The 14,307-nt window shown below is 54.4% G+C and carries 18 protein-coding genes; 13 read left to right on the top strand and 5 right to left on the bottom strand.

From position 1 onward, the window contains the following. Nucleotides 1-11: 11 nt before the first annotated feature. Complete coding sequence (locus CKV89_RS11925) at nucleotides 12-209, bottom strand: DUF7455 domain-containing protein (RefSeq protein WP_028326412.1); 198 nt, start codon at nucleotides 207-209, stop codon at nucleotides 12-14. Nucleotides 210-606: 397 nt separating this feature from the next. Between CKV89_RS11925 and CKV89_RS09125 the strand changes: the two genes are divergently transcribed. Beyond that, nucleotides 607-2,754 (top strand): DNA gyrase/topoisomerase IV subunit B, encoded by a 2,148-nt coding sequence (locus tag CKV89_RS09125; protein ID WP_407919573.1) that lies wholly within the window; start codon nucleotides 607-609, stop codon nucleotides 2,752-2,754. 68 nt (nucleotides 2,755-2,822) lie between these two features. Here CKV89_RS09125 and CKV89_RS09120 read toward each other — a convergent pair whose 3' ends face one another. Then, complete coding sequence (locus CKV89_RS09120; RefSeq protein ID WP_154657560.1) at nucleotides 2,823-3,815, bottom strand: sucrase ferredoxin; 993 nt, start codon at nucleotides 3,813-3,815, stop codon at nucleotides 2,823-2,825. 128 nt (nucleotides 3,816-3,943) lie between these two features. On the opposite strand from CKV89_RS09120, the gene CKV89_RS09115 reads away from it, so the two are divergent. The 4 genes from CKV89_RS09115 to CKV89_RS09100 all read left to right on the top strand — a co-directional run bounded on the left by CKV89_RS09115 (nucleotide 3,944) and on the right by CKV89_RS09100 (nucleotide 6,668). Then, the gene (locus tag CKV89_RS09115) at nucleotides 3,944-4,555 is read left to right on the top strand and encodes an ABC transporter ATP-binding protein (RefSeq protein ID WP_051277109.1); all 612 of its coding nucleotides are present in this window, start codon (nucleotides 3,944-3,946) and stop codon (nucleotides 4,553-4,555) included. Then, nucleotides 4,546-4,905, top strand: coding sequence for a hypothetical protein (locus CKV89_RS11920; RefSeq protein ID WP_154657559.1), 360 nt, complete (start codon nucleotides 4,546-4,548; stop codon nucleotides 4,903-4,905). Before CKV89_RS09115 ends, CKV89_RS11920 begins: the two co-directional genes overlap by 10 nt. 25 nt (nucleotides 4,906-4,930) lie before the next feature. Then, entirely contained in the window at nucleotides 4,931-5,524 is a 594-nt protein-coding gene (locus CKV89_RS09105; RefSeq protein WP_154657558.1) for a hypothetical protein, read from the top strand. Nucleotides 5,525-5,747: 223 nt separating this feature from the next. Then, nucleotides 5,748-6,668, top strand: a complete 921-nt coding sequence (locus CKV89_RS09100) for a glycosyltransferase family 2 protein (RefSeq protein WP_051277107.1) — start codon at nucleotides 5,748-5,750, stop codon at nucleotides 6,666-6,668. A gap of 10 nt (nucleotides 6,669-6,678) precedes the next feature. Here CKV89_RS09100 and CKV89_RS09095 read toward each other — a convergent pair whose 3' ends face one another. Then, entirely contained in the window at nucleotides 6,679-7,257 is a 579-nt protein-coding gene (locus tag CKV89_RS09095) for a polysaccharide pyruvyl transferase family protein (RefSeq protein WP_157728104.1), read from the bottom strand. Beyond that, nucleotides 7,182-7,505 (bottom strand): hypothetical protein, encoded by a 324-nt coding sequence (locus CKV89_RS11915; protein ID WP_157728103.1) that lies wholly within the window; start codon nucleotides 7,503-7,505, stop codon nucleotides 7,182-7,184. Before CKV89_RS11915 ends, CKV89_RS09095 begins: the two co-directional genes overlap by 76 nt. A gap of 628 nt (nucleotides 7,506-8,133) precedes the next feature. Here CKV89_RS11915 and CKV89_RS09090 point away from each other — a divergent pair. From CKV89_RS09090 to CKV89_RS09065, 8 genes are all read left to right on the top strand, one after another. Then, nucleotides 8,134-8,481, top strand: coding sequence for a histone-like nucleoid-structuring protein Lsr2 (locus tag CKV89_RS09090; protein ID WP_028326404.1), 348 nt, complete (start codon nucleotides 8,134-8,136; stop codon nucleotides 8,479-8,481). Nucleotides 8,482-8,489: 8 nt separating this feature from the next. Beyond that, a complete protein-coding gene (locus CKV89_RS09085; RefSeq protein ID WP_028326403.1) occupies nucleotides 8,490-8,870 on the top strand; it encodes a hypothetical protein in 381 nt (126 codons plus the stop codon). A gap of 511 nt (nucleotides 8,871-9,381) precedes the next feature. Continuing rightward, a complete protein-coding gene (locus CKV89_RS09080) occupies nucleotides 9,382-9,579 on the top strand; it encodes a helix-turn-helix transcriptional regulator (protein ID WP_028326402.1) in 198 nt (65 codons plus the stop codon). A gap of 26 nt (nucleotides 9,580-9,605) precedes the next feature. After that, entirely contained in the window at nucleotides 9,606-10,151 is a 546-nt protein-coding gene (locus CKV89_RS09075) for an MOSC N-terminal beta barrel domain-containing protein (protein ID WP_034400383.1), read from the top strand. Beyond that, nucleotides 10,148-10,300: a hypothetical protein gene (locus CKV89_RS12720; protein WP_407919572.1), complete on the top strand. Its 153-nt coding sequence runs from the start codon at nucleotides 10,148-10,150 to the stop codon at nucleotides 10,298-10,300. Before CKV89_RS09075 ends, CKV89_RS12720 begins: the two co-directional genes overlap by 4 nt. A gap of 198 nt (nucleotides 10,301-10,498) precedes the next feature. Further along, the gene (locus CKV89_RS11910; protein ID WP_154657557.1) at nucleotides 10,499-10,639 is read left to right on the top strand and encodes a hypothetical protein; all 141 of its coding nucleotides are present in this window, start codon (nucleotides 10,499-10,501) and stop codon (nucleotides 10,637-10,639) included. Nucleotides 10,640-11,175: 536 nt separating this feature from the next. Then, a complete protein-coding gene (locus tag CKV89_RS09070) occupies nucleotides 11,176-11,538 on the top strand; it encodes a histone-like nucleoid-structuring protein Lsr2 (RefSeq protein ID WP_028326400.1) in 363 nt (120 codons plus the stop codon). A 745-nt stretch (nucleotides 11,539-12,283) separates the two neighbouring features. Next, nucleotides 12,284-12,781, top strand: coding sequence for a hypothetical protein (locus CKV89_RS09065; RefSeq protein WP_028326399.1), 498 nt, complete (start codon nucleotides 12,284-12,286; stop codon nucleotides 12,779-12,781). A gap of 869 nt (nucleotides 12,782-13,650) precedes the next feature. Here the strand turns inward: CKV89_RS09065 and CKV89_RS11905 are convergent. Then, nucleotides 13,651-14,109: a hypothetical protein gene (locus tag CKV89_RS11905; RefSeq protein ID WP_154657556.1), complete on the bottom strand. Its 459-nt coding sequence runs from the start codon at nucleotides 14,107-14,109 to the stop codon at nucleotides 13,651-13,653. Between the last annotated feature and the right edge of the window lie 198 nt (nucleotides 14,110-14,307).

Raw genomic sequence — 14,307 nt, 5'->3', positions numbered from 1 at the left:
TGGGCTGGTGGTTAGCTCGTGTGGAGACGTTCAGTCTCGTCGTGGATGGTGGCGTCTATCTCGGTGAGTCGGTCGGCGTGTTCGCGTGCGTGGTGGGCGCAGAACAGCAGTTCGCCGCCGCTGCGCAGGGTTGCTCGTACGTATGCTTGTGCTCCGCACCGGTCGCAGCGGTCGGCCGAGGTCATCGGTGTCAAAACAGCGGTAGTCACGTCAGCCCTACTCCGTCCATTCAGGACGCCTGCCGGGGTGCCGGTGGCGTCGTTGTCGAAACTCCGTCGATTCGCTTGGTGGTGTCGCTGTCGACGTCAGTGTCCAGAGGACTCATCCGTGCGATGAGGAGTTCCTTTCGCCGTCTTTAACAGTCAATCACGCCGAATCCTTCCCGGTTTGTCACCGTTGTCTGCAAATGCGTGTGAGCTGTGTGCGGTGGTTGCCGAACAGCGGGGTGGGCGTGAGATCTTCGAGCCTCATCGGCCCTGACGGTAGCCTCGTGAGGAATCGTCTCCGTCTGGGTGAGTTTTGGGCCGCTCGGTGGGGTGTGTTTTTGGTGAATTGCGTGGTGCTTCGGCTGGTTTGGTCGGGTGTCCGCTGGATGGAAGTAGGTGCGTGGTAGTGGCCGCAGCTGGTGCGAAGAACGGTAAGTCGGGAGAGCCGGCGGGGTATACGGCGCGGCATTTGCAGGTTCTGGAGGGGCTGGAAGCTGTTCGTAAGCGCCCAGGAATGTACATCGGATCTACGGATTCGCGGGGGTTGATGCATTGTTTGTGGGAGATCATCGACAACTCGGTGGATGAGGCACTGGGTGGTCATGGTGATTCGATTGAGGTGGTGTTGCGGCCGGATGGGTGTGTAGAGGTTCGTGACTATGGGCGCGGTATTCCGGTGGATGTGGAGCCGCGGACAGGGCTGTCTGGGCTGGAGGTGGTGTTCACCAAGCTGCACGCCGGTGGCAAGTTTGGTGGCGGTTCCTACACGGCTTCGGGTGGTTTGCATGGTGTGGGTGCGTCGGTGGTGAATGCGCTTTCGGAGCGGCTGGATGTGCAGGTGGATCGCGGCGGGAAGACGTATCAGATGTCATTCCGCCGGGGAGTGCCAGGGGTGTTTGAGGATGCCGATCCGGGTAATCCACGTCCGGACGCGCCTTTTACTGCCTATGAGGAGCCCACGCCTCCTCCGGTGGTGGGTAAGGCTAAGCGTGGTGTGACTGGTACGCGGGTGCGGTATTGGGTGGATCGGCAGATTTTCTTGTCGACGGCGCAGTTCTCGTATGAGGATTTGGCGGGGCGTGCGCGGCAGACGAGTTTTTTGATCCCGGGCTTGGGGATTGTGGTGCGCGATGAGCGTGGTCTGCCGGGGACGCCAGGTGAGAGCGGCCCGGTGGAGGAGCGGTTCCAGCATGAGGGTGGGATTGCTGAGTTTGTGGAGTTTTTGGCTACGGACCAGCCGGTGAGTGACGTGTGGCGGTTGCAGGGGCACGGCACGTTCACCGAGCGGGTGCCGGTGTTGGATGAGTCGGGGCATATGACGCCCACGGATGTGCAGCGTGATTGTGATGTGGATGTGGCGCTGCGGTGGGGTGATGGGTATGAGACGAAAGTGCGTACGTTCGTCAACATCATTGCGACCCCTAAGGGTGGTACGCATTTGGCTGGTTTTGAGGCCGGGGTGTTGAAGTGTGTGCGTAAGCAGGTGGAGGCACGTTCTCGTGCGTTGCGTCCTGGCAGTGATAAGCCGGAGAAGGACGATGTGTTGGCGGGGTTGACGGCTGTGGTGACGGTGCGTCTGGCTGAGCCGCAGTTTGAGGGGCAGACGAAGGAGGTGTTGGGCACCAGTGCGGTGCGCGGCATTGTTTCGCGGGTGGTGGATAAGCAGCTGACGTCGTTGCTGGAGTCGACGAAGCGGCCAACGAAGCAGCAGGCCACGGGCGTGTTGGAGAAGGTCGTTGCGGAGATGAAGGCGCGTATTTCGGCGCGTCAGCATAAGGAGACGCAGCGGCGTAAGACGGCGTTGGAGTCTTCATCGATGCCGCCGAAGCTGTATGACTGCCGCACTTCAGATGTGGAACGTTCGGAGTTGTTCATTGTTGAAGGGGACTCGGCGATGGGCACGGCTAAGGCTGCGCGTAATAGTGAGTTTCAGGCGTTGTTGCCGATTCGCGGAAAGATTCTGAATGTTCAGAAGGCTTCTATCGCGGATATGTTGAACAACTTTGAGTGCGCGTCGATTATTCAGGTTTTGGGTGCGGGGTCGGGGCGCACGTTTGATGTGGAGGCTGCCCGTTACGGCAAGGTCATCATCATGACCGACGCTGATGTTGATGGTGCGCATATTCGGACGTTGTTGTTGACGTTGTTTTTCCGGTATATGCGTCCGTTGGTGGAGGCGGGGCGGGTGTTCGCGGCGGTTCCGCCGTTGCACCGGTTGGAGGTCAATGGTGGCCCTGGGAAGAAGAACGAGTATGTGTACACGTACTCGGAGGCTGAGATGTTGGCATTGACCAAGCGGCTACGTAAGTCGGGCAAGGGGTGGAAGGAGCCGATGCAGCGGTATAAGGGGTTGGGGGAGATGGATGCTGCGCAGTTGCGGGAGACGACGATGGATCCTTCGCATCGGACGTTGCGTAGGGTTCAGGTAGCTGATGTGGAGGCCGCGAGTCGTGTGTTTGATTTGTTGATGGGGTCTGATGTTGCTCCGCGTAAGGATTTCATTGTGGCTTCGGCGCATGAGTTGAATGCCGAGCGTATCGATGCCTGATAGGTGGTAGCCCGGTTGGGTTTATCGGTGCCCCTGCTCCCCGTGGTGGGAGTGGGGGCGCGGATGTTTTAGGTAGCGGGTTCGACGTGGTGGGCGGTGGCGGTGATGGGGGCACCGCCGCAGGAGGCGGGCAGGTCGTGGCGGTCTGTTTGGCGCACGAGGAGGTTCCAGGTGCGTCCGTCGGTGTGGGTGACGGTGACAGGGGTGGTGCGTTCCTCGGTGGCGTCGGCGGTGGTGGTCAGGGCGAGGATAGGGGTGGTTTCGTTGGTGCTGGCTAGGTGGGTGCGAATGTAGGCGTCGGCGGCTTGTTCGGCGGCTGGGAGGTGGGATAGGCCGCGCAGGTGGTAGCTGGTGGTGAGGGTGTGGGGGGTGGTGGCGGTGGTGAAGGTGGTGTCGCTGGGGTTTCCTGAGGTGTCTGTGAGGAGTTGAGGGATGGTGTGGGTGTCATTGAGGCGGGCCAACCCTAGGCCGTGGGGTAGGACGATTGCGGTGGGGGCGAAGCGGTGTCCGCCGGTGTGGGTGCAGTCCCAGATGCGTTCGGGGAAGTGGGGTGACGTTGTGTCGACGATGGGGCGGCCTCGTTTGGCGCAGCATTGGTCGCGTTTGCTGTTGGTGCAGATTAAGAGGATGGATGCGTGAGTGGGGGTGAGCCAGGGGGCGTGCTCACGGACTGCGTTGATGTCTCCTGCTGCTGCGGCTTCGAAAGGCAGGTTTGCGATGACGGCAGGGTCAGGGTGGGTGCCGTGGAGGAGCCATGGGGTGCCTTGTGTCATACCGCCGCTGAGGAAGACGTGTCGGGGGTAAGGGGTTGCGGTTTCTCTGGCCGCGCTGGGTTGCCGGATGAGCAAGGCGCGTCCGCCGGCTGTTTCAGCGTTTTTTTCGAGGGTTTGACCGATGGTGGGGTCGAGCCGGGATTGGGTGAATGCTTTACGTCCCCATGGTCCGCGTTGCTCCATCGCGATCCAGAACAGGGCTGGTGAGGTGGTTCCCCAAGCGGGGTCGGTGGCTTTGTCCCATTGGATGGAGCAGGGGGTTTGTGGAGTGGTGGGTGGCTCGGCCATGGTTTGAGCGTATCCCGCTTGGGGTGGTGTGCTGATGGTGCAGGGATGCACGGAATGTGTTTTAGGTGTTTTGGGTGGTGCGGTGGGGTTTAATGAGGGGCCGGAGTGTTTTTGGGTGAGGGAAGAGTGTGCTTTCGGTTAAAGGGTTGAAGAAAAAATATAAGGCTGTTGTTTTTTCGGGGGTAGATTTTTCTGCTTATCCGGGAAGTTTGACGGTTATTCGGGGGAAGAATGGCTCTGGGAAAACAACGTTGTTGGCTGCGGTTGGTGGGCTTGTGCCGGTGGAGGGGCAGGTGTTGCTTGATGGTGAACCGTTGCATGCGCGGGCGCGGCAGTGTTTTGGGTTGTTTGATGATTCACCGTTGATGACGAACCTCACTGGTTTGGAGAATCTTGTGTATTTGTCTGGCAGGTTTCTCTCGATGAGGGAGGCCGAGCATCTTGTTGAAGATTTTTTCGACCCGTTGCTGCTTGGTCGTCGTGTGAGTAGCTATTCATTGGGGCAGAAGAAGCGGCTTAGCCTTGCTGCGGTTTTTCTTTCTGATGCTCGGGTTGTTCTGTTAGATGAGCCCACTAATGGTCTTGATGATCGTGGAATTGAAGATTTTGCGAAAATCGTGAAGGCAAAGAAGGATGCGGGGTGTGTTCTCCTGGCCTCGGGGCATGCTCGAAGAGCGTTCTCTCAGGTTCAGGATCATGTGTTTGAGCTCGATGAAGGAAGGCTCGTTCAGTGTCTGTGAATGAGAGCGTGGTGGCTGGTGGGGGCGCCAGGAGTAGCTGGGTGGGTTGTGAAGTGCGTCGGGTGCTGCAGCAGCCGTATGTGCGGTGGTTGATTTTCGCGGCTTTTGTGGTGGGTGTTGCTTTTCAAGGTACGCGGTTAAATCAGTTTCAGAACAGTATGGAAATTTTTGATTCTGCTGTGCAGTTCAGTGCTAAAAATGGTGAGATCTTGCAGGATGCGTTGTCTCGCCCTGTTGTTGTTCAAGAAGATGCACACACTATTCATATAGAGAATTCGCTCCGCTATGACTTCGAAAAAAGCAGTCACTGCATGGAAGTCCCTTTCCCCGGGGTTAGGTCCTCTGGTTGAGTCGATACCCTTTAACTCTGTTTTCTTGAGTTTGGTGGCTGCGTGCGTTGGGGTTGTTATATCCACCTCAGAAAAGAACAGCGGCATGCTCAAAGTTCGCATGTGTCTTCTGGGGCGTCTCCGGGTTTACTTGTCGCAAACCCTCGAGCTTATTTTTGTGACTTTCGGTGCTGTGGCTGCAACGGCGTGTGGAATGCAGCTAGGTGCCTTCGGTACGCAAGCGGCATCCAACGCCGTAGAAGTCCCTCCCATAGTGAAAGATTCGACATTTTCTCCCGATGCCGCTGTGGTGTGTGTTGCGTTCCTTGCCAGCCTGGGCATGGTTTTTCTGGCTGCGTTTGCCGGTAGAGCAGTCGGATTGCTTATCGGCTCTGCCGCCATCTGCTCATCGATCATGGTGTTAGCGATCGTCGCTCTTCCCATATTGGGTTCATGGGACCCCAGAAATGGGGCCGCAGTTTTGATGAAACCTGCCACCAATCGCCTTTCTGGGTCTTCTGTTTTCTCCTCCTACGACATCAGCAACCAGGTGGCTTTCTTTTCCTTGCTGGCCTGGATAACAGGCGTGTTGGTTATCTCAGCGGTGCTGTTTTGGCGCACCAGCCCATTCCGTAAATAGTTCTTTAGATAGCTAACCCGGCAAGAAAATTTCGCTTGATACAGCAGAAGTTGAGGTGCTCGATGCTCAAGCACGTCTGCGTGTCGCTACCCAAGAATCACTGAGCAGAGGGCATCGGGTGAAATGGTGGTGGGGTGAAGGCGATGCGCCTTTGCTGTTTCACACGTGATGGGCAGTCGCCAACAGTGGCGGTGAGGTTCTTTCCGGGCGGGAGTGGTGAGCGGTGGCCAAATACGAGCGGGTGGTCATTGGTATTCCGACATTTCGGCGCCCAGATTTATTGCTCCGACTTTTGGGAAGTCTGCGGGCAGAAGTAACCGGAACCGGGGTTGCGGTTCTCGTGGCAGATAACGACTGCGACGAGAAAATCTCGCAGCTCCTCGCTGACACAGACCTGCCCGTCACATATGTACCAGTGGCTGAGCGAGGCATATCCCAAGCACGTAACGCGATTCTCGCCGCCGCCACCCAGGTGCGCCCAGACTGGACACATGTAGTGATGTTGGATGATGACGGGTACGTGCTGCCCGGGTGGCTCACGCCACTCATGGACACAGTGAACAAACTCGACGCCGAAATCACTGCAGGCCCGGTACTGGGAGAACTACCCGAGAACGCCTCAGCGTTAGCAAGGGGCAGTGTGTACGCAGGACGCACTCGGCAACCAACAGGTTTCGTTGACCGATTGAATGGGGCGCAGAACATTGTGGTCTCGCGCCGGGCGATCGACCTGCTCGGCGAATCGCCTTTCGCTACAGAGTTGGGGCGTGTAGGCGGCGAAGATGCAGACTTTTTTGCTCGGTTGCAGGAACGCGGCGGCACATTTGCCTGGTGTGATGAAGCCGAAGTGGTCGAGCCGGCAGGGCCCGAGCGGCTCACAGCTTCCGCCATTTTTGGTCGGGCTTTTCTGAGCAATCAGATCATCGGCAATCGCGCCGCGCGTCAGCACGGCAAAGGCGTGGCGCTACGTTCAGTGCTCACTGACGCTCGCTGGTTACCAGTGAACACCGCTGCCGCGGCATGGCGCCGCGATTCAGTGCGGGCATCGCGTGCTGCGATCGATGCGGTAGGGCTTGCCGGGCGGGTCTACGGCACATTCCGCGCACCCGGCCGGCGGCGTCAGCACGGCATGCATTCCTCGTAAACCAACGCAGCTAGCTCATCACAGAACGCATAATCGCGCGGGGCAGACTCGCAGTTTCGTGACGGGTGACATCCAGGATCATTCGGCCTGAACGTTTAATAGCGCCGATCGCGTGTTCAACACGTTGTGCGTTTGCTCTGCGTGCCACTGAGACGGCATGAGCCATCGACTCCACATCACGAATGTCCATTCCTCGTGGTCGAGAGGGGCGAACCACGCTCTCGTGGTCACGGAATTTGAAGTCACCTCCGCTCAATGCGCGCGGCATGCGCAGCCACAGAGCCGGGATGCCTAGGGAGTCAGCCACAATCAACCCGTGTAGCGACGTAGTGATGATGGTTCTGCAGGCAGCGATGTGGCGGGCAACGCGCAGAGGATCTGACTGAACATTCACAACGGTGACCGTTTGCGAAGCTGACTGGAGCAGACGGGTTAGGTCACTGTCCCCGACGTGAACATAGTGGGGGACCAAGCCAACATCCCATCGTTTTGGTTGTCGGGAAATGTATTCGGCTAGAAGGAGGCCAGGATCTCCGAGGGCTTCGACATGTGGGGAGCCGCACTGCTCGCGGGTAAGTTCGCCACGCAAAGCCAAAGTGGTGGCTGCAGGGATACTGCGGGGGTGTTTGCGATGAGGCCAGCACCCCAGATGGTGCCGGAGTAGTTGTCGTCGATGTGTTGGATAAGGGAGCCAACACCGATCAACGCTGCGCGGGCAGCGGGCGTGAGGATGGGAATGATGCCCAGGTCACGCAGTAGTAGGGGAGTGATGAGGTCGCCGAAGTTTTTCACTTCTTCCCACCAGAACGCCGCGATGAGGGCAGGGGAACGCAGCACAGATGGGTGGCTGAGTGCGCTTGCACTGCGATGAATGGCGCGTGCTGTGGTTCGAGCTCGGCCGGTGTAGCCCAAGCGCCCTGCGGTGAGGACGCTCAGGCCGGAGCGTTGATGCAGCGATTCCCACAGCGTTTGCGCGGGCCGGGAAGTGTAGTTGTGGTGTGGGCGAGGTCTGGGGAGAAAACGCTCGGGGGACATGCGTTGACGTTACGAAGTGTGGAGCTATTTGTCACTGACCAATAACTAAAAGTTTCTTCATTTCTGTAAAGCGCTTCACATCTATGCAAGAGCATTTAGGGTTGAGCCATCGATAATTTCTGTCATCAATTTAATTGACATAGGGAAACTTGATACAAAATCCCTGGCTCTGAAGGTCCCGTGCCAGGTTTCTAGCTTTGTTGCAAAAGACAAACTTCCCAGGTGGGTGCAACCAGAGATGTGCGAGCTGCTGCCAACTGCATCGGGCGCCTTAGGTGCACTGAGCGCCAACTTCATGCCCAGGGGCATGACCCCATCGCCGGCGAGCAGCGCAGGCGAAATTTTCACAGCTTGGCTAAACGGAACCGAATCCGAGTATTTTCTGTCTAATTAACTCACCGGAACATCCAGCAACCATAAGGGAACACGCATGGCGAAAAAGGTTGAGGTCGTCCTGCTCGATGACATGGACGGCAAGCAGGCTGAAGAGGTCGTGAAATTCGAACTCGACAGGGTGCAATACGAGATAGACCTGTCCGCTGCGAACGCTGAACGCCTGAGGCAGACCTTGGCGGACTGGGTCGCCAAAGCCCGTAGAGTTAGCAACGGCCGCGCGGTGAAAACTAAAACCACAGGCGCAGCACGCTCGCCTGAACTGCTGAAAGACATACGCCAGTGGGTGCGCACCCAAGGGCACGAGATCAAAGAACGCGGCCGTATCCCCGCACACCTTGAACAGGCGTATCGCCAAGCTCACAACCTCGCCGGGGGAAAGTAACAAGCCTGATGGGACGTAACTACGCGGCAGACACGGCTCTGCTCGAAGTCATTTCACGGCTCAGTGACATCCTCACGACAGACGACCGAAAATTCCTCATCGCATACCTGCGGGCATGTAACCCGCCGAGATACACCTCAGCATCGGACATCATCGAAGCAATTCAGCAGGCAGCAGGCCCCTTAGATGACATTCTGACCAGCTACGGTGCTAGCCACGAAGAACCGGGAAGCAAGGTCGCTCATGCAGTCAGTCAACTCCGCGCCACGATCAGCAAAGCTCGACTGACTGGCACTTCGTGGGAAAGCATCGCAAAAGATATTGGCCTACCTGAGCAAGAAGCACGGCGCTGGTTCACTGAAGCGCACGAGCAAGACCCAACACATTAAAACCACTAGCCACACATCAGTAAAAAATGGTTGACACCCCTACGTCGTCATGTAAAGCTTCCTTTACATGACGACGTAGGGGATCACTGTGAGCAAAAACTTGACATCAAAGAAACTCCTAGTCTTTTAGCGGCCACTGCGCTTTCTGCTGCGGTCTTTCATTGCGTAGCTGCCCGTGGTGAACAGATCTGGTCGTGGGAGTTGTTTCTTGTTTCAGTGGTCGTAGTTGGTGTTCCTGTAGGCCTTTTGTTCATTGGGTCTATCTGGCCTAGTAAAAGCGCGCAAAAGGAAGCCAAGAGGGCAGAGGAATCTGTTGAAACAAAGTGGTTTCAGGATGCTACAGTCCAAGGTTTCTGGACTATGGGGTTCCTTCTTGTGTGGATTGATGTACTGGGAAGAGTTTGGGGCGTGATTCCTCAGTTGTCGCCCATTGCATCTGTACATATAGGGATAGTTGCCGCATTTTCCCTTTCAATTAATTATTTAATTATACGTCGACGGGAATCCTGATATGGAAAACAGGATTTCCGAGCTGCGGAAACTAAAAGGGGTGTCGCAGGGTGCTTTAGCAGAAGCCCTGCAGGTGTCCCGCCAGACTGTAATCTCGCTTGAGAAGAACAAGTATGACCCCTCGCTCCCTCTGGCTTTTAGGATTTCAAGATACTTTGGAAAAAGTATAGAAGAGATATTCATCTTCGATCCCGCATGAATGGCCTGTGGTGATATCTTTTTCCTGTGGAGGGAAAGATTATTCGGATTCGACGGTATCCCGTTAAGTCGATGGGGGGCGAGGATCTTCCCTCGGTGGCTCTTGATGAGCGAGGGATAAGCCGAGATCGTTGGTTCGCAGTCCGTGATAGCGAAGGCCACTTTGCATCTGGGAAAAATACGCGCCGTTTCCGTCATCACGACGAGGTATTTCAATACTCGGCTGCCACGACAGGTGATGATGTTCGTGTCACCCATGGTGACGGAGGAAGCTGGCTCGTTGGTGACCCTGATTTGTATGCGCATTTGTCGGAAAATATGGGAGAACAGGTAACGGTATCCGCAGAGCAGACTATTCCTCATCAAGACATGGGGTCGCTATCGCTGATCGGTACAGCCACCTTGCAATGGTGTGCCGACCAGTGGGGGCTTAATGCAGATCCTCGCCGTCTGCGGGTCAATATTGTGATCGAAACCAGTGAGCCATTTATCGAAGAGTCTTGGGTGGGTTGCTCTGCCTCTCTTGGGGCAGCTGGCCTTGACTTCGTCAAAAAATCCCACGTTGCCGCATGATTGGCATCAATCAAGATGGCACCGAGGCCACGGGAGGGTGGCTGAAACCCCTCGCCCTCGAACGGAATATGTCCATCGGTGTATATGCGAATGTAATGAATCCCGGGCGGATACATGTAGGCGAACACATCAATGTATGTCAGTCGTGAACTAGCGTCACCAATTCTGCCGATGCATAACAGTCACTGCCTTCGGTAAGAGTGTGGTAAGTTCCTTGCGGACTTAATAGAGCTCAAGAGGGATGCAGGATGATTAATCCTTTGTCGAATGAACTTTGGTATGGTTTATAGCTATTTGCGGCAGTAGTTCTTTCTGCAAATTTGGTTGCGATCGTTAAGCGGAGTTCCATGCCGTGGTCGATCCCGGCAGTAGCCATACTGCTCATTCTTTTCAGCCCTTATATCTCAATCTTCTTCGGAGTGATTGCTCACGGGTGGCACTTCGTGCTTTCTCGGCGTGAGATGAAGGAATCTTCAACTTTCGCATGAAAGATCTCTTCTCTAGATGACAAGCTTTACTTGTTGCGGTTATTCACTTTGATGTTGATTTTTGATCTTCTTTTGCTTACTTGAGTGTAAATTCGCATACCGCTGTGGCTCGAGCGAACCACTCCCGCATCCTGGATCATTGATGCTTCCCCTTCGCTCATCGGTGGTTTGGATACGAGCGTCACTGAAGGGGCTGCGGCCCTGTGTATCTTTGAGCAATTATTTACAGAAGAAATTAGGGCTCAAAGGTTTACGAGGTTATAATTTCACCTAAGGTGAGGTTTGAGGTGGCGGCAAGTATGCATAGCCGATGATCTGTCGTCTGAAAAGGAAATCAATACCTCACAAGGTAGCAGTCCAATCGCTAAAGCATCTTGCAAGTATGTCATCAATCTCTCCGAAGCTGTTTACTCTACCCACCGCCTTTGAAGCGAGGGTGATATTTACAGCAGTGTTGCCATCACGATCCAGCTGGGTGCTATGCGCACCCTAAGATCAAATAATCAATAAAGCTTTCCTTGAATGGAGAAAATTTTATGGCGAAAAAGGTTGAAGTAACCCTCATTGACGACATGGACGGCGGTAAAGCCGATGAGGTCGTGAAGTTTGAGCTTGATGGTGTGCAGTACGAGATCGACCTTTCGGCCGAGAATGCCGGAATTTTGCGAAGTGAACTTGCTGATTGGGTGGCGAAAGCTCACCGGGTCAGTGGCCGCCGATCCACGAAGAGCAAGGCCAAGGCAGGGGACACGGCGCGTTCGCCTGAACTGCTGCAAAACATCCGCCAGTGGGCCCGTGCTCAAGGGCACGAGGTCAAAGATCGTGGCCGTATCCCAGCCAGTCTTGAGCAGGCCTACCGCGAAGCCCACAACCTTAACGATGGGCCGAACAAAGCCTGAAGTGACGCATCTGCGCAGCTGATGCCGCTTTCCGGAAGATGCTTGGATAAGGCTCAGCACGCTAAAACTCGCTAACTGGGGCTGTGAAGCAGTGCGCTGCATCACAGCCCCAGTTGATTCAACTGAAGTATGCCAAAATAACTGATTTTATTGCTGAGATTTCGGGAATATCTCAATGAGCTGTTCGACTCAGGTGAGTTGAGTAATCACAGCAAGATGAGGCCGTTTGCCTTCGGGAGAGCAAGTATGGGTGGCGATCACCTGGAAACCTGCGAAGTTCAGGTGATCACTTAATCCTTTCTCAGTAGAAAGATTAAGTGATTGTGTGATCAAATGAAATATTTTGCGATCCTAGGAAAGCTCTGAAGAGGAGGTTTCCTTTCGGTTTGCGTACTCTGGCGAACCCTCTGAAGGCCAAACCGCGATCTTCTGGGGGCATATGGAGGAGGGAATACCAAACAGCACTCCTCCAAAACTGGCGGATTCCACGGCCTAAGAACATTCCCACACCGTGGGCGTGGAACACAAGAGATTGTTCACGCTCGTTCAGGTCCGCATCTCCAGGGGTTAGCCCGCCCCGGGGAAGTGAGTCGTTACACAGTTCCGCCAGTGGCAGGGGCATTTTTCATCCCAGGTGTTGGGACAAATTCCCCGTGGAGCAACGACAGCAGTCATCCTCGGTGTCGCTTGATAAAAGCGCCAGAAGGGTCGAACCCATCAAAAACAACAGATAGATCGTCGAAAAATGAGTGAAGCTGACGCCCACTGGGAAAAAATAGAAAAATTGGCAGAGGCGGAAACATTCCGCATCGTTGATTACACCCCTTACGCTACAGGTGATGATTTCAGGCCTCTCCATGACTACATGGAAGAGTATTTTCGGCCTATTTTTGCTGAAAAAATGGCAATGCTCTTGCTTCTTGTCGCGTACAGGTACTCAGATAGCGTTATCTATGTCGAGGGTACCGATTGGTTCTATAAGCAGTTTCCTGGACTGGAACGAGATTTGAATGTTCGCCACTTCGAGCCAGAGAAATTAGTCAGTTACATCCGAAAGATCATTGCCGATGATATAGGAGTTGCTTTCCTGGTTTACGTTCCCGGGAATAACTGCTTGATACGCATCACGGGTGGATTTTCTACTGAGATCTATGCCGATGATGAAGAGTTCTTAAATCTACTTGATGCCCTAGCTAAGCAGCAGGGGCTTTTCATCCGGGAGTTGTCGAAGAACGACTGGTGAGGGGGGAGTAGTTCCTGTGCTCAGGTGGGATTGCTAAGCATGTTCGCGGGCCCCGAGTCTCAACCTCTCTGACCCTCAGGGGACCCCAACTGTTGTGCCCAGCCAGCTCAACTGAGCCAAGCCAATACCTATCAGCTGTTAGGAATCTCCCGAATGAAAAGTTCTTGCTGCCTCACTAAACTATCCGGGTACCTAAACGCAAAGAAAAGCAGTATCGTTGCCATTTTTCGGCAAAAAAAGAGAGGCAGTGCTTCTCCATATACTTTTGCAGTGGACTGAATGCTTCATCATCTGCTTCGTAAGGGAAAAAATCGACGATGCGGCATGTTTTCGTCACTGGCTAAGTTTCTCCTCTGGTTCTAATGTCGCTTCCGCGTACCTCTGGCCAGCGGTCAAATTCTAGATATATCAGCTAGTGAGGAACCAGAAAACGATGAGTGGCGCTACTGTCTTCGGTCCTGCCAGTAAGAGGCGCTTTAGTGGCAAATATCGCAGTGAGGCGAACTCTGGTGATCAGGTTCTTTAGTCTTAGACAAGATTGGCCAAGTCGCTATATGCGCAATAATCGCAGCCATGCAGAAGGTGTCCCCGATTTTTTTGGTATCGAACCAGAAACTTAGAGCCAACAGGATCAAGCCAGAAATTCCGACAAAATAGAAGAAAAATCTTCTTACCCACTTTAGAATACGAACTCTACTTTTATTCAAAGCGTTCACTCCTGTTCCCTCAGGAAGAGTCAATCTCTGGCCAAATACTAGTGTCAACCGACGTCAATACTGATACAGCGTGGGCGAGTTTGAATTCACCAGTGCGCACCCAATATGGATCATGAATCCTGAATTGGTTACCGTCCGGTAATGAAAAAATCATTAATATGCGACGTTTTTAGCATCCGGATTCTCGAGAAGCTGTGATCTTATCGAAGATAACATCGACAGGACAGGCTCACTTTCAGATATCCTTCTCCGGAATACGCAAATATGGTCAGTGAGAACGGCTATCTCTGCTCGATCTGGACGCGGATTGCATACGGCAAGAAGATGCGCAGGTGTATACGGGTAAAACTCCCAGAAACTCTCTAGCTGATTTCCAATATCGAAAACAAACTCACCCCACACTGGATTAATTGGGGTGTCTTCAGGGGCATAGTCGATAATTACCCCAGAAGAGAAACGAAGAGCATTTATATGCCGAGCTCTCCGCTTATCTTCCATCTCTAACTCCGCAGCCATCAAGATCTGACGTTTCGCATCGCGCACCCACGAAGGAACATGTTCTCCATAAACTCGGGGACCGCACTTTTCAAGATTCTTGTCAAAATCTGTCACTTCTGCTCCCAAGGGTCACCGAAAGAACTATGCCTCGTTGGCCACAATCTTCACGTAGCCCATGCGGACCCTCTGTCATAACCCACAGTATGCTGCTGCGACCCTAACGGGCCTGTATTCGCGACAAAAGTCTGGGCGACAAAGTTACTTTGGGCGCGTTTCGGTAGATTTCATGAACTTTCTTGTTAACTTATACCC

This window comes from Dermatophilus congolensis (assembly GCF_900187045.1).
GTDB lineage: Bacteria > Actinomycetota > Actinomycetes > Actinomycetales > Dermatophilaceae > Dermatophilus > Dermatophilus congolensis.
The sequence above is the reverse complement of the archived record's forward strand: the minus strand, read 5'-3'. Positions and strand labels throughout refer to the sequence as shown.

Excerpts from the sequence above, each read along its gene's own strand:
- CKV89_RS09120 (WP_154657560.1), bottom strand. The coding sequence starts at position 3,815 with ATGGCCGAGCCACCCACCACTCCACAAACCCCCTGCTCCATCCAATGG.
- CKV89_RS11910 (WP_154657557.1), top strand. The coding sequence starts at position 10,499 with ATGCCGTGGTCGATCCCGGCAGTAGCCATACTGCTCATTCTTTTCAGC.
- CKV89_RS12720 (WP_407919572.1), top strand. The coding sequence starts at position 10,148 with ATGATTGGCATCAATCAAGATGGCACCGAGGCCACGGGAGGGTGGCTG.
- CKV89_RS09065 (WP_028326399.1), top strand. The coding sequence starts at position 12,284 with ATGAGTGAAGCTGACGCCCACTGGGAAAAAATAGAAAAATTGGCAGAG.
- CKV89_RS09070 (WP_028326400.1), top strand. The coding sequence starts at position 11,176 with ATGGCGAAAAAGGTTGAAGTAACCCTCATTGACGACATGGACGGCGGT.
- CKV89_RS09080 (WP_028326402.1), top strand. The coding sequence starts at position 9,382 with ATGGAAAACAGGATTTCCGAGCTGCGGAAACTAAAAGGGGTGTCGCAG.
- CKV89_RS09090 (WP_028326404.1), top strand. The coding sequence starts at position 8,134 with ATGGCGAAAAAGGTTGAGGTCGTCCTGCTCGATGACATGGACGGCAAG.
- CKV89_RS09085 (WP_028326403.1), top strand. The coding sequence starts at position 8,490 with ATGGGACGTAACTACGCGGCAGACACGGCTCTGCTCGAAGTCATTTCA.